15 protein-coding genes and 1 pseudogene are annotated in these 13354 nt (G+C 42.1%); 8 read left to right on the top strand and 8 right to left on the bottom strand.

What is annotated here, in order from left to right:
• Nucleotides 1-432 precede the first annotated feature (432 nt).
• The gene (gene hemB / locus EWV68_RS08875) at nucleotides 433-1419 is read right to left on the bottom strand and encodes a porphobilinogen synthase (RefSeq protein WP_287169532.1); all 987 of its coding nucleotides are present in this window, start codon (nucleotides 1417-1419) and stop codon (nucleotides 433-435) included.
• A 620-nt stretch (nucleotides 1420-2039) separates the two neighbouring features.
• On the opposite strand from hemB, the gene EWV68_RS08870 reads away from it, so the two are divergent.
• On the top strand, nucleotides 2040-2405 hold the full coding sequence (locus tag EWV68_RS08870; RefSeq protein WP_287169531.1) for a phasin family protein: 366 nt from the start codon (nucleotides 2040-2042) through the stop codon (nucleotides 2403-2405).
• A 59-nt stretch (nucleotides 2406-2464) separates the two neighbouring features.
• Nucleotides 2465-2845, top strand: coding sequence for a hypothetical protein (locus EWV68_RS08865; RefSeq protein WP_061433394.1), 381 nt, complete (start codon nucleotides 2465-2467; stop codon nucleotides 2843-2845).
• A gap of 79 nt (nucleotides 2846-2924) precedes the next feature.
• On the opposite strand, the gene EWV68_RS08860 is transcribed toward EWV68_RS08865, so the two are convergent.
• The 3 genes from EWV68_RS08860 to EWV68_RS08850 form a co-directional block, all read right to left on the bottom strand.
• Nucleotides 2925-3074: a hypothetical protein gene (locus EWV68_RS08860; RefSeq protein WP_061433411.1), complete on the bottom strand. Its 150-nt coding sequence runs from the start codon at nucleotides 3072-3074 to the stop codon at nucleotides 2925-2927.
• 201 nt (nucleotides 3075-3275) lie between these two features.
• Complete coding sequence (locus tag EWV68_RS08855; protein ID WP_271939551.1) at nucleotides 3276-3908, bottom strand: retron system putative HNH endonuclease; 633 nt, start codon at nucleotides 3906-3908, stop codon at nucleotides 3276-3278.
• Entirely contained in the window at nucleotides 3905-5194 is a 1290-nt protein-coding gene (locus EWV68_RS08850) for an AAA family ATPase (protein ID WP_287169530.1), read from the bottom strand. Before EWV68_RS08850 ends, EWV68_RS08855 begins: the two co-directional genes overlap by 4 nt.
• A gap of 286 nt (nucleotides 5195-5480) precedes the next feature.
• On the opposite strand from EWV68_RS08850, the gene EWV68_RS08845 reads away from it, so the two are divergent.
• Nucleotides 5481-6671, top strand: a complete 1191-nt coding sequence (locus EWV68_RS08845; protein WP_287169529.1) for a class I SAM-dependent methyltransferase — start codon at nucleotides 5481-5483, stop codon at nucleotides 6669-6671.
• Between the two features lie 228 nt (nucleotides 6672-6899).
• Here the strand turns inward: EWV68_RS08845 and EWV68_RS08840 are convergent, their stop codons facing one another.
• From EWV68_RS08840 to EWV68_RS08825, 4 genes are all read right to left on the bottom strand, one after another.
• A complete protein-coding gene (locus EWV68_RS08840; RefSeq protein WP_002738935.1) occupies nucleotides 6900-7139 on the bottom strand; it encodes a DUF4327 family protein in 240 nt (79 codons plus the stop codon).
• A 607-nt stretch (nucleotides 7140-7746) separates the two neighbouring features.
• A complete protein-coding gene (locus EWV68_RS08835; RefSeq protein ID WP_061433398.1) occupies nucleotides 7747-8235 on the bottom strand; it encodes a diacylglycerol kinase family protein in 489 nt (162 codons plus the stop codon).
• 28 nt (nucleotides 8236-8263) lie between these two features.
• Entirely contained in the window at nucleotides 8264-8776 is a 513-nt protein-coding gene (ybeY, locus tag EWV68_RS08830) for an rRNA maturation RNase YbeY (RefSeq protein WP_061433399.1), read from the bottom strand.
• Between the two features lie 11 nt (nucleotides 8777-8787).
• Nucleotides 8788-8973: a DUF3285 domain-containing protein gene (locus EWV68_RS08825; protein WP_002752941.1), complete on the bottom strand. Its 186-nt coding sequence runs from the start codon at nucleotides 8971-8973 to the stop codon at nucleotides 8788-8790.
• 265 nt (nucleotides 8974-9238) lie between these two features.
• Here EWV68_RS08825 and EWV68_RS08820 point away from each other — a divergent pair, with 265 nt between their 5' ends.
• The 5 genes and pseudogenes from EWV68_RS08820 to EWV68_RS08800 form a co-directional block, all read left to right on the top strand.
• The gene (locus tag EWV68_RS08820; RefSeq protein ID WP_287169528.1) at nucleotides 9239-10690 is read left to right on the top strand and encodes a RecQ family ATP-dependent DNA helicase; all 1452 of its coding nucleotides are present in this window, start codon (nucleotides 9239-9241) and stop codon (nucleotides 10688-10690) included.
• Nucleotides 10691-11654: 964 nt separating this feature from the next.
• A complete protein-coding gene (locus EWV68_RS08815) occupies nucleotides 11655-12119 on the top strand; it encodes a hypothetical protein (RefSeq protein WP_190722176.1) in 465 nt (154 codons plus the stop codon).
• Nucleotides 12120-12227: 108 nt separating this feature from the next.
• A complete protein-coding gene (locus tag EWV68_RS08810; RefSeq protein ID WP_228009578.1) occupies nucleotides 12228-12368 on the top strand; it encodes a PEP-CTERM sorting domain-containing protein in 141 nt (46 codons plus the stop codon).
• A gap of 190 nt (nucleotides 12369-12558) precedes the next feature.
• Entirely contained in the window at nucleotides 12559-12804 is a 246-nt protein-coding gene (locus tag EWV68_RS08805; protein WP_002770883.1) for a UPF0175 family protein, read from the top strand.
• Nucleotides 12801-13235, top strand: a pseudogene (locus tag EWV68_RS08800) (PIN domain-containing protein); the annotation flags it as partial. The gene EWV68_RS08805 and the pseudogene EWV68_RS08800, both read left to right, overlap by 4 nt.
• Nucleotides 13236-13354: the final 119 nt, after the last annotated feature.

Genomic DNA, 13354 nt, shown 5'->3' with positions numbered 1-13354 from the left:
CCAGTTTTGAGGTGGCCAATTACCTAATTTTCAGGGAAAAAGTGCCTAAATTTCCCCCCGATCACTCCCAGATCCAGTACTTTTTGATTGACAAAAGGTCTAAAAGTCTTACCCAACAAAGTTTTTAGATTTATTCAGCCAGCCCTATGTAGTTGCTGGAATGAGAGGTTATCTACCGCTCCTGAACTCAATCGTTGGAAAGTATTTTGGCTCTTCTGGTTTCTGTGTGGAAACGAGGTCTATACTGATAGAATATCCGCAAAGTAGTCCTAAAAGTCTTGCCAAATAAGCACTTCAGGATTACATAAGCAAAAATTGTCACACAAAAAATTCGAGAAGAGCCAGTATTTTTTTCAGGTAATCCCTAGAATTAAGAGTAGCAACCTCACCACCCCCTTATCCTGATCGGCATGGTGGGTTCAATCATCAAGTTTAACCCTCTGCTAACCAGCGCACGGCATCCTTAGCGTGGTAGGTTAAGATAATATCGGCACCCGCCCGTTTAAAGCTGGTTAAAGTCTCTAAAGTCACTCGTTTTTCGTCAATCCAGCCATTTAACGCCGCCGCTTTAATCATTGAATATTCCCCCGATACATTGTAGGCAGCCACGGGTAAATTAGTCATTTCCTTGATTCTCCAGATAATATCCAGGTAAGACAGGGCAGGTTTTACCATTAACATATCTGCTCCCTCTAATACGTCTAATTCCACCTCTTTTAAAGCTTCCCTGGCATTACCCGGATCCATTTGGTAGGTTCTGCGATCGCCGAATTGGGGGGTAGAATCAGCCGCATCCCGAAACGGCCCATAATAGGCAGAGGCATATTTAGCCGTATAGGAAAGAATCGGTGTATCACTATAACCGGCCTCATCCAATCCTTGACGAATTGCCTGCACAAAACCATCCATCATTCCCGACGGTGCAATGATATCCACTCCCGCTTTTACCTGAGAAACGGCGGTTTTTTGCAATAATTCCAGAGTGGGATCGTTTAACACCCTGCCGGTTAAATCTCCCGTTTGTAGATAACCACAATGACCGTGGTTAGTATATTCACACAAACAAGTATCAGCGACAATGAGTAGATCGGGAACTGCCTCTTTAATTGCTGTGGCCGCTTTTTGGACAATACCATGATCGTGCCATGCTCCCGTCGCCTCTGTGTCTTTACTTTCTGGCAGCCCGAATAAAATAATCGCTGGGATTCCTAAATCCCGCACTTCCTTGGCTTCGTCAACAATTTTATCGATTGATAATTGGTACACCCCCGGCATCGATTTGACTTCTCGGGCAATACCTTCCCCCGTCGTGGCGAAAAGGGGATAGATAAAGTCATTGGCTGTCAAGACGGTTTCACTCACCAGACGGCGCATTTGAGGGGTTTGACGCAGACGACGGGGGCGATGAATAGGAAACATAGTTTTTTGTGATTAAATCGGGAATCTGGTCTCGATTCTTTAGTTTAAATCTTTGCTGAGGATGAACACAAATCAATTCAGCCGGCAGCCAGCTGCCGGCAGCTATCCGCAATATTTAGTTATTTTGAGCTTAATCAACCTATTTAGGTCAAAAATGACCTGATGAGGCTCTATCGTCGTTTTGAGGGCGAAAAACCAGCAATTTGACTAAAATTTAATCTTTATAGCGATCACTTTTGCTGTTGCCACCACCGCATCTATTTACAAAACTTTACCTCATCAGTTATCAGTTACCAGTTACCAGTTATCAGTTATCAGATGTGATACTAAATCCGTTTATTAAAAACTGATTATTTATTCTCCCTTTTGCCTCTTGCCTTTTGCATGAGTGCCTCTCCTCATAACTAGCTTATACTCAACGGATTTAGTATGAGTTTTCAGTTCACCGATGGCTCTCTTGGATATTGGCTGAAAAATGTTCACGGTGTTACATTAGCGGCGCAAGCGTTCACTGATTACTGTTTACTGTTCACTGTTCACTTACTCCCAAAACCCATCTCCATTTGGGAGAAGGATCGTTTATTCTAGGAAGTAAGAGCGATCGATTCAGGATTTTTGCTATGGCGAACTTAGGTGATTTAGTCAAAAAAGCAGTTTATTTGGGCGTAGGCATTGCTACTTATGCCGCCGAAAAAGCTGAAGTAAATTTACAAGAATTAAGAAATCAAGCCCAAAAATTAGCCGATGAAATGATTGCTCGCGGCGAAATAAACGCAGAAGAAGCGCGCAAATACGTTGATGAGTTGGTGAAACAGGCACAACAGCAAGCGGTGACAGCTAACGAATCTAATATTCCCCATGAACCCCGACGGATAGAAATTATTGAAGATGAGGAGGACACCAAAGCAGCCAATCCAAAAGTAGATGAATTGCGGCAACAGGTGGAACGTCTTCAGGAGGAATTACGGAAACTGCAACGGGATTAAAACCTAGATTTTAGCGACAAATAATTAATTATTACCAGACAAGGGATGCAAGTATAAACATGAACGATTGGCCGAAAGATTTTTGGGAAGTTATCGAAACTGTGGCACTGGGAATTGAAAATTTTTTCCAAGAAGTTACCCAAACTATCGAAGAAATCAATGAGGAAATTATCATCGATCTGGAACAGTTTATTCAAGAGGTTTTACCCCAAGAATTGGAAGAATTTTTTAACCTCGATGAGTCCCTATTTTCGGAATTAGATGAACCCTCGGATTTTACCCTCACTCCTAAGGTTAACCCCGATCCTAACACCCATCCTGCTTGTATCGGTTGCCGTAATTATCACGGTTATATCTACGGAGGCAATCTTCTCGTCTGCGGTTTCCATCCCTACGGTTGGGATAGTGATAGTTGTCCCGATTGGCAAGCAGAGGATTAATTATTTTTCTATAAAATCAGGTAGGGTTATCACCCCTACCCATAACTTTTATCTCAAAGCAATTGTCTGTCATTTTTAGTTAAGAATTACCCTTGGGAGCATGGTAAGGTTCAGCATCAAAAGGCTGCATCCCCACATCGGGATACTCATCATTGTTGGGGCTAAAAATGCGAGCAAAAGCCTCCGTTAGGTACTGGACAAAATTGTGTAATGTATCCTTGATATTCATTGCTTTTCTCTCCGACTCTCGACAACAATCTCTGTTCAACTTCGGATAAGGTTGATTCACCCCTCCATCCCCATTATCTAGGCAGAATCTCATCAATTGTTGACTTTTGAGATAATTCTTGAATAATCTTCATAAGACTTTATATTTTTTCTGGTTTATCTAAACTTTTATAATAATTCTTGTATTTTTGTAAAGGAAAGATTATTCAATTAAATCGCTGAACAAATATTTGATTGTTGTCCAGAAAGGATTGTATCTTTGTTGATCATCTAAGCATAAATATCCATTGACAAAAACTTTTAATTGAGCATTATCTATCTCCTCATCCAAAAAAGGTTCGATGGCTTTCTGACGAAAGTCGTTGATTTTATTGAGGTTTAATCCCAACTTTTCGATAGTATTAATTGCTTTTTGATCATCTTCTTGTGCAGGTTTAATTGTACCATCATAGTTAAAGGCAAAGTGAGACTCACAATCGGGATTAAGTGGAGAGATTAAGAGATTTTCATCAAACCAGTTATCTTTTAGATTACCACAGTGCCGAGGTTCACCAGACTTAAGATTTGCCTGACAGGAACATAGCAAATTGGCATAATCTAGGGGATCAACACTGGGATCACTCTGAGGTTTAAAATGTTCTATATGCCATTTACCATCAATCAATCGACTTTCACAATAACAACATATTTCCCCCTGTTCTGTCATCAAAGCTTTAATTAGTATTTCTTTTGGGTTTCCCGCTAAATTTCTAAAGTCGGGCTGCCAATCTGAGTTAGCTTGCTCTTTCCAATTCTTAAACTCTGGTGGTTCTTGTCTTTTTCTAATATACTTCATTTTCCGATAATTTCCTTGCGTCGAATAATAACTTCAGCTTTAATTAATTCTGGATCATTTTGAATTTTAGCTCTGAGATCATTGATTTTATTTTTAGCTGCCTCTAATTGATTTTGAGAGATTTGTTCATAGATATCTTTCAAAGCTTCAGCGATTTCCTTGGGACGAGTTGTCTCTAACCCCATCAAATCTTCCAAAATTCGATCAACATTTTTGCCGTAGGACTCCTGCACGGGATGAACTTTTATTCCCATTTCTGTTTGTTCCATGAAGTGTAAACTTTCTGGTTGAACATGAGTGATAATATTAGGAGAATGGGTGGAAATAAAAAATTGACAGTTAGGAAAAACTTCTAGTAATTTAGGTACTACAAATCTTTGCCATTGAGGATGTAAATGTAAATCAATTTCGTCAATGATAATAACGCCAGTACCCGTTAAGGGATAAGGATTTTGAGGATTAGCAATCGCCATTCTTCGAGCTAAATCTCCCAGCATAGCAATCAGACATTTTTCTCCATCAGAAAGTTGATTAACAGTAACTATTTTATTCTTTTTTGTTACTTCCATTCTCAAGGGATTACGACGGACGCTAAGATTACTAAAATCGGGTAGAAAACGTTCGATCGTTTCCCGAACCGCTTCCAATTGGGGATCAGGAAAACAAAAACCTTCTGGTTTAATTAGATAATCCTGATATTTTCTATTTTCATTTTCTAAATCTTCGCGCTCGCGAAACCATTCAAAAAAAGTGCGAAAATCTGATCCACTGGTTAAAGCATTTTCGTAGGCACTTAGAGATTCAAATTGATGTTTTGTTTTAATTTTTAAGGGTATATCCAGCACTGCTCGATTAACAGAATAATAAACAAATAAAGGTAGGTTAATTTGTCCTTGATGTTCAGTAATTTGTCGTTGTTGTATTTGTTGAGTGTATTCATTTAATTGGCTAAAATTACTCCGTTCTCCAGCGTGGATATATCCAGTCCTAGTTTTTACTATTTTCCAAGTAATCTCTTGACTATCTTCCGTCACCCCAGTGATTTCAATTATAGCCGTCCACTGACCATTATTAATCTCGGTTTCGTTAATCTCTGGAAGTCGTCCACTGGCATTAGTATTTTTTAGGCGATTAACTAACCATGAAAGCATAATCGCCAAACTGTCTAAAATGGTGGATTTTCCAGCACCATTAACTCCTATAAATACGTTTAATTGCCGATGAAAGTCGATGTTTAAACTGACTGCACCTCGATAATTAATAAGCTTTATAGACTTAATTCTCATGGTTTTTTGTATCGGCAAGATTTGCTTATATTTGAGATAATTGTTAGAGAATGACTCTCCAATAATTGCCAGTAAAACTTAGATAGGGTTAAGAGACAGTAGGACAAGGAATAGAAAAAAATATCGACCAAAGAAATAATATCTAATTTTGGCACAGAACCGGATAGTCATAATGATTATTTATCATTTACCCTCGACCAACTCAAAAAAACCCCGGCTGACTTTCCCGATCGCTGCCGTCTGTGAGACAATCGATCGAGTGTTATCCTAAACTCTGCCAATTTTCATGTCCGACGACGCTACTATTCGCACTGCTGTACAACGTCTCTACAATACCTATCCTTTCCCCCCCGAACCGCTCCTAGACGAACCTCCTCCGGGTTACAATTGGCGCTGGAATTGGATTGCTGCCTATAACTTTTCTTGTCATCGTAAACCCGAACGAGAGGATATCCGCATTCTCGATGCGGGTTGTGGTACTGGTGCGGGAACCGAATATCTGCTCGCGCTCAACCCTTTTGCTAATATAGTCGCTATAGATATCAGTGAAAAAGCCCTAGAAATCGCCAAAGAACGCTGTAATCGTTCGGGAGTCGCACCAAAACACCGAGGTTCTCTGGCTTTTCACCATTTACCCCTTGAATCCGCCACCAATCTCCCGGGAGAATTTGATTTAATTAACTGCGTCGGGGTGCTGCACCATCTCCCGGACCCGATTAAAGGGATTCAATCCCTCGCGCAAAAACTGGCCCCTGGTGGTCTGCTGCATATTTTCGTCTATGCACAATTGGGACGCTGGGAAATCCAGTTAATGCAATCTGCGATCGCAATTTTGCAGGGAGACCGACGCGGGGATTATAAAGATGGGGTCGCTGTCGGCCGAGAGATTTTTGCCTCTCTACCAGAAAATAATCGCATTTTGAAACGGGAAAAAGAGCGTTGGTCAATGGAAAATCATCGCGATGAGTCCTTCGCTGATATGTACGTTCACCCCCGGGAAGTGGACTACAATATCGATACCCTCTTTCAACTGATTGATGCGTCAGGATTAGCCTTTATTGGCTTTTCTAACCCTTCCTACTGGCAATTAGAGCGTTTATTGGGTAAATCCCCCGAATTGATGGCTAGAGCGCAAAATTTAGGGGAAAGGGAACGTTATCGCTTGACGGAATTATTAGACCCAGAAATCACCCACTATGAATTTTTCCTCGCTAAACCACCGATTTTGACTGCCGATTGGTCCGGGGATCAAGTCCTAGAAAATGCAGTGGCCGAAGTTCATCCCTGTCTTTACGGTTGGCCTAGTGCAAGTGTTCTAGATTACGATTATCGGCCGGTTAATCTCTCGGAAAGAGAATTTGCTTTTTTACAAGCTTGTGATGGTCGTTTAACCGTGGGAGAAATCGACGCTCAAGTTGCTTTAGGATTAACTGCTGTGCGTTCTTTACAACAGCGCCAACTACTGATTTTAAGTTAAGGAAAATTCGGGGATGTTAGAGATAGCGTCCCTTGGCAATGGGTAACTTTTAAACTAACTTGGCTAAATCTTACAAAAACCTCTTTTTTCTCAACAATTATACCCTTCCTGTCCCCATAGTTTCAGCCCCAGAATTAACCGGGGCTGAATTATAATAGTTTAAGAAAGTGGACAAGGCTGCTAAATTTCTGATCAGTCCGATTTTTGCCCATCGGCAAACGGGAGAATTTAATCATTATCCCAAGATTCCGAGGCGATTAAGTCACCAATTTGATCCCTGAGAAGGTAGTCACACCGTTCTAGTTCACATTCAACACAAACCCACTCCCGGGGGGGAATGAACTGACAGAGAGTGTAGATCGGTTGGTGTCTGCTCACTACCCCCTGTTCTACCATCTGACGGACTTCGTCCTTAATCATCCTGATAGAGTAAGCGGTGGGAGCGGTGGAGAAAGTTATGGCACTCATGGGAGATTTCCTGCAAGATCTACAAAAGAAGTCTTATCACTAACTATAGTCTAACCTATAGGGGGACAAAAGAGATTTTTTGCTGTATCGAGGATGACAATTTTTTATATATAGCGAAACCCTCTCCCCTCGCCAGTTTAGGCTTAGGTTAAGAAAAGTTAAATTTATCGGCTAAAAGCTGTCGAGTCCCCTTATACCGAATCAGTTATCAGTCATCAGTGATCAGTTATTAGTTATCAGTTAAGTTGTTGACTATCTAGGGTTGGCTGAATAAATGTGAAATGTAGGCAAGGTAAGGGTTTTGGGGCTTTTCTTGCGAAACAGGTGTAAGATTTTGAGAGAATCGTGGTTCAAAACCTTGCATCTTCATCGGCCCGCGTCCTGTAGGGGCGAAGCATTCGGGCAATAACCTATCGGTGAAACCGGAGATTTTCTATCCGAATGCTTCGCCCGTACTTTTTCAGCAAACCCTATCTAATATTACTGGTTAAGACTGCACCGCAGTGCCAGAGTTGGCAGCAGGGATAGGAAGTTCGAGCATTTGTACTTAATTTTTCCCTACGCAGTTTAAATTCAGTACAGCTGATCACTGAAAAAAGCTTCCAGCTTAAACTAATAAATGGGGAATAAAAATAAAAGCCGCTACGAGTAAAGCGGCGATAGAGGCGATTAAAACGGCACCAGCGGCACAATCTTTCGCTATTTTGGCTAAATCATGGTAGGATTGCCCCACCGTCAGGTCCACCACTGATTCTAGAGCAGTGTTAATTAATTCTAAGACCATCACCAGAGCGCAGGTAAGGGAGACAATCGCCATTTCCAGGGCATTAACCCGCAAAAATAAGCCCCAACTAATCGCTACTAAGGTAATCAGGGTGTGAATGCGAAAATTTCTCTGACTGACAAAAGCATAACGGACTCCGGCCCAAGCGTAGCGAAAACTGACTAACAGATTCGAGGCGACTTGCCAAGCGTATTCTCTTTGAGTCGAATTGTTGCCCTCACTCACCTGTCCCGATCGAGGGATAAAATTATTGTTGAGATAGGGATTAGATAGGCTGGTAGATTGGTTGGCTTGATGATAGTTTGTCTTCATATTCCTCAATAATGCTTGACAAAAATAACTAACTATGTATCGGCATTTCGACGGTTTTTAACAAAGTTTCCTGTAAAGATAGCATTTCTAACAGACTTGTTTCATCGGGATGGTCCCAACCTAAAAGATGTAAACAAGCGTGGGCAGTTAACCAGGCCAATTCTCGCGCCAAAGGATGATTTTGTGTTAAAGCCTGTTGTTGTGCTGTCTCCACAGAGATGATAATATCCCCCAAATATAAAGGTTCTGTCTCTAAAATGCCCTCATCGACTGGGAAATCCACTTCGAGAGCGGCAAAAGCGAGAACATCCGTCGGTTGATCTTTGTGGCGATACTGGGAATTATAGGTCCGAATTTCTTGATCGTCTGTTAAACGCAAACTTAGTTCATAACCGGCGGCAAGGGGGAGATAATCCGATAGATAGCCTAACCATGTCTCCAACCAATAGTGCCAAGTTTCCCCATCCACAGGACTATTTCCGGGATCAAAATAATTATCCTGTAGGCACAAATCCACCCCTAGGGGCAAAGTCTCACTCACCAGATTTCACCCTAGGGACGCGTCAGATAGGAAATACCGACAAAAAAGCCTAATAGGGCTGCCGTAGTCAAAAAAAAGTGTTTTAACGAGACGCCTTTTTTCTTGACCATATTCCGCATCGCCAGCTTGACGTAACTGGGTTGCGCTTCGGTGGCGGTTTCTACTGCGGGGTCAGTGGTGCTAACAGGTTCAGTCATCAGTAATTCCCCAGACAAGGATTGATCGCTATAAGTGTAACAGATTATTAAAAAAGTGCCAAAAAAATTCAAGTCCAGGGAAAAATTGTTACCCCCCCAGGATAGTCAAAGTGGTCACTGCGTGCGCGTTGCGGGGGGTTTTGGGGTGTTAGGGTTTTAGGGTTTTAGTTCAATTTCCCCACTTCCCCACTTCCCCACTTCCCCACACCCCACACCCCACACCCCACACCCGACACCCTAAACCCCACACCCCAGCAGTCTAACCATGTCTTCCCAATATCCCGAAAACATCCAGACTATTTTTCAAAAAATTTGGGGCTATGATAGCTTTCGCTTTCCCCAACAGCAGATTATCGAGACAATTTTAGCGGCACAAGATGCCCTGATTGTCATGCCCACGGGATTCGGTAAATCTATCTGTTTTCAATTGCCCGCTTTATTAAAAACCGGCTTAACCCTAGTGATTTCCCCCTTAGTGGCCCTGATGGAAAATCAGGTGGAGGAATTATTAGCCAAAAAATTACCCGTTGCCCTGATTCATCACGAAATCCCCCGACAACAGAGAAAGAAAACCTTAAACGCGATCGCAGATCAAACCCTGCGACTTCTCTATCTTTCCCCAGAAACCCTCTTAAGTCCGCCCCTCTGGTCAAAATTAACCCTTCCCCACGTTAAAATTAACGCTCTCATCCTCGACGAGGCCCATTGTTTAACCCAGTGGGGCGATAATTTTCGTCCTGCCTACCGTCGTCTTGGGGCTGTCCGTCCCGCTCTTCTGCAATCAAAACCGGCCGGCAGCCAAATAGCGATCGCTGCTTTTACCGCCACCGCTAACCCCGCCACCCGTGAGACGCTCACCCGCATCTTACAACTAGAAAAACCACAGCTTTTCTTAATAAATCCTTACCGTCAAAACCTTGACTTAAGCACCAAAATATGTATTAGCCCCGGTTGTCGTCGTCATCAACTATTAAACTTCCTCACCGGTCAACCTCGACAATCCGGCCTGATCTATACTCGTTCCCGTCGCCATAGTGAAAATTTAGCGGCATGGTTGCAATCTCTCCACTATCGCACCAGTGCCTATCATGCCGGTTTATCGCCCTTTCAGCGTCGGGAAATAGAACAAAATTGGCTGCGGGGGGATTTAACTTTTGTTGTCTGTACCTCAGCTTTTGGCATGGGTATCAATAAACCCGACGTGCGTTGGGTTGTCCACTACCAACCCCCAGCTTTACTATCGGAATACCTACAGGAAATCGGCCGCGGTGGTCGCGATGGGGGTAAAATGCAGGCTCTCACCTTAATTAGTGAACCGACGGGATGGTTAGATAATAGCGATAAAAACCAGCAAAAATTCTTTAACTCCCAACAGGAGCGCCAATACCGACAAGCTTGGCAAATTTTAGCCCAAATTCCCCTAGAGGGCAAAGTAGAGGCGATTAGTGCCGAATTTCCCGATGGTGCGCTCATTCTCTCCCTTTTACACAGTCTCGATCGCCTAGAATGGCTCGATCCTTTTCATTATCGGCTTATTTATCGCCATAATTCCGCCAAGATGACTTTTAACCCCAAAAATGAGATATTTCCCTACCTCTATACCCGTCGCTGTCGTTGGCACTTTCTCTTAAATGCCTTTGGTTTTCAGGAAAATGCCGATAATTTTCGCTGTGGTCATTGCGATAATTGTCGTCGCAATCGACCTCTGGTAAGCTAGGGAGCGCCAGGGCAGGGAGAGCAGAGCATTTGTACTAAATTTTCCTGTCTTTTTTCTCCTCCTGTCTCGGATTCTCCTCACTTAACGGAAGATTTTTGATTTTTGCAGGAGATTTATAGCGGTTTTCCCAGAAGTTAGTCCCGATTGAATCTATCAAGAGATTTACCATACCTTACCCGAAATAATAGTGAAATTTTGTGACAAAGTGCAGCCAGATACAAGAATCTTTGCTAGATTCCTAGAAGGCTTATATGATAAGTTTCCTTAAAAAGAGATTGTTTGCAGTAAGCTAATCTGGCTAACACGCTTTTGGGCGTGATATGGGGAAAAGTTTTGGCGATTGCGCCTAAATCGAGTGATATACCGAAAGATTTTTAAAAAAATGTGTATTTGGCGCGAGATATGGAAAGTTTCCGTATATTGTGCAGTTATGACGACGATACTCTTGTAGGTTTGGTTGAGGAACGAAACCCAACCAATAACCCATGATGTCACTAGGTTATAATTGGGAGCATCCCAGTCATGTAATGAGTATAAATGCTCAGAAGGGTAAGAAGGCTTTTGTAGTAACGATTCTGGTTCCAATCACACAATTTAGAGAACCGTTGAAAATCTATGAACTCCCGAAAAGGCTTGCCATATAAGTATTTTGCGCCTAAGTATAATTGCTTATTGCAAAAGTGGGATGCTCCAGTTATAATTCCTGTGAAGATGTGGGAACTGAAAGTGTGATCGCACTTCTTGTGGGCTGCATTAACGAAGTGTAATAGACCATTTTTATCATCAATTCGGTGGGTTACGCTGTCGCTAACCCACCCTACAGCGCTTTTTTAAACTAAATTTGATTAAGACTTAATTAAGAAAAGTAGATTCAGATGGGGAGTAGGAAGGAGTTGATATTTATCCGTGATGTGCGCTATCATAACTTAATTTAGATATTGTACAAAAACATAGGAGGAAATTGGTGAAAGTTACAAATTTAATTCTAGCGTCTTCTATTTTAATATTGACTAATATGTTGAGTTCTCCTGCGATTGCACAGACCAAGTTGTTCAAGATGACTTGTGTTAAATCAGGAAGGGTCTTTTTTGAAGAGAGTAATGTCTCAATAGCAAGGCAGCTATTCAAGTCTATTATGTACATGATTTATGATACGGCAACAATAACATGTGATTTAACTTCTTCTGGCCAAAGATTCTCCCAGCTTGATCTGGCTTTTGGAATATCTGATGGTGAGCGTTGTCGTTTTTCCCAGTTCGTTTCACTATACTTAGATGGAAAAAATGTAGGAAACTTTGAGCTAAACTCAGGAATTTTAAAAACAACCCGATTAAATATTGCTGGCAAGAGAAGTTTTTTTCTTGCATTTCAAGGAGCAAACTGTGCTGCAAGTGGGGCGGTTCATTTTGTAAATGCAACTTTACGCTAATACAAGTGCGATCGCCGATCTTGCAGTGCGATCGCTGATCTTGTAGGGTGCGTTCCTTAATGTGACTCCTACTGCTCCACTGATCGATCAATTTTTGGGGAACGCACCATGCACATTTACTGTGGGTTAAAGTGCGATGCTGCTCCTCCCGCTCAAACCCCGGAACCCTCTGCCCTCGTCGGTCTGGGGGCTGTCGTCGCTCTGGGGGCTGGCTTCAAGCGCCGCCCCACCCAGGCAGACAAAAACTAAGCTTTAATTGAAGGTATGACCCCAGGAGAGCCGCAAGGGTCTCTTTTTTTGCTATTTAAAAGAGGATTATTTGATATTTGCTTCTTTTTAACGGAGATTGGAGAAATCATAAACCTCCCTCAAGGCACTAGACACAAGCGAGCTATCATAAAACCATCGCTGATTTGACAATCGCCAACCCCTAAAAATTATGAGCGTAGTTATTCCTAATGACATACTGACCGCATCAGGACTCTCCGAAGACGAGCTAAAACTAGAAATCGCCATCATGCTCTTTAAACAAGACAAAATCAGCATCGGCAAAGCCCGTCATCTTGCAGGCATGAACCTCCTCCAATTTCAACACGAACTTAATCTACGAGAGATTTGTGTCCATTATGACCTTGAAGAATTAGAAGAAGACATCCAAACCTTACAAAAACTAGGCAGACTATGATCGTCGTGAGTGACACCTCACCCATTACCAACCTAGCCGCCGTTAACCAGTTAACCCTTTTGCATCAACTCTATGGAACAATTATCATTCCTCAAGCCGTTTATGAGGAAATGGCGAGTTTAGGTTACGCCGTTCCTGGCACGATTGAAATCATGACCTTATCTTGGATAGAAACACGGCCCGTCACCCAGCAAAACCAAGTTAATCAACTACTCAATAAATTAGACCGAGGAGAATCAGAAGGGATTATTTTAGCGCTAGAATTAGGCGCAGATATATTAATTTTGGATGAAAGAAAAGGACGCAAAGTTGCACGATCTCTTGGGCTAAATATTACTGGAATATTGGGCGTTTTACTCGAAGCCAAGCAAAAAGAATTGATTATGAATATTAAACCGATTGTTGATCAGCTAATCTCAAAAGCAGAATTCGGCTCTTCGTTACCCTTTATGCTAAATCAACAGACAAGATGCCAAGATAACATACTTCTAACCCAAAAATTCCGAAAGTTTCTAAAGCCATAGCCTCTCCGTTTTATTAGTTTAAGTTT

It is taken from the genome of Microcystis sp. M_QC_C_20170808_M9Col (genome assembly GCF_007095495.1).
Lineage (GTDB): Bacteria > Cyanobacteriota > Cyanobacteriia > Cyanobacteriales > Microcystaceae > Microcystis > Microcystis aeruginosa.
Note: the sequence above shows the minus strand (reverse complement) of the source record. Positions and strands in the feature narration are given on the sequence as shown.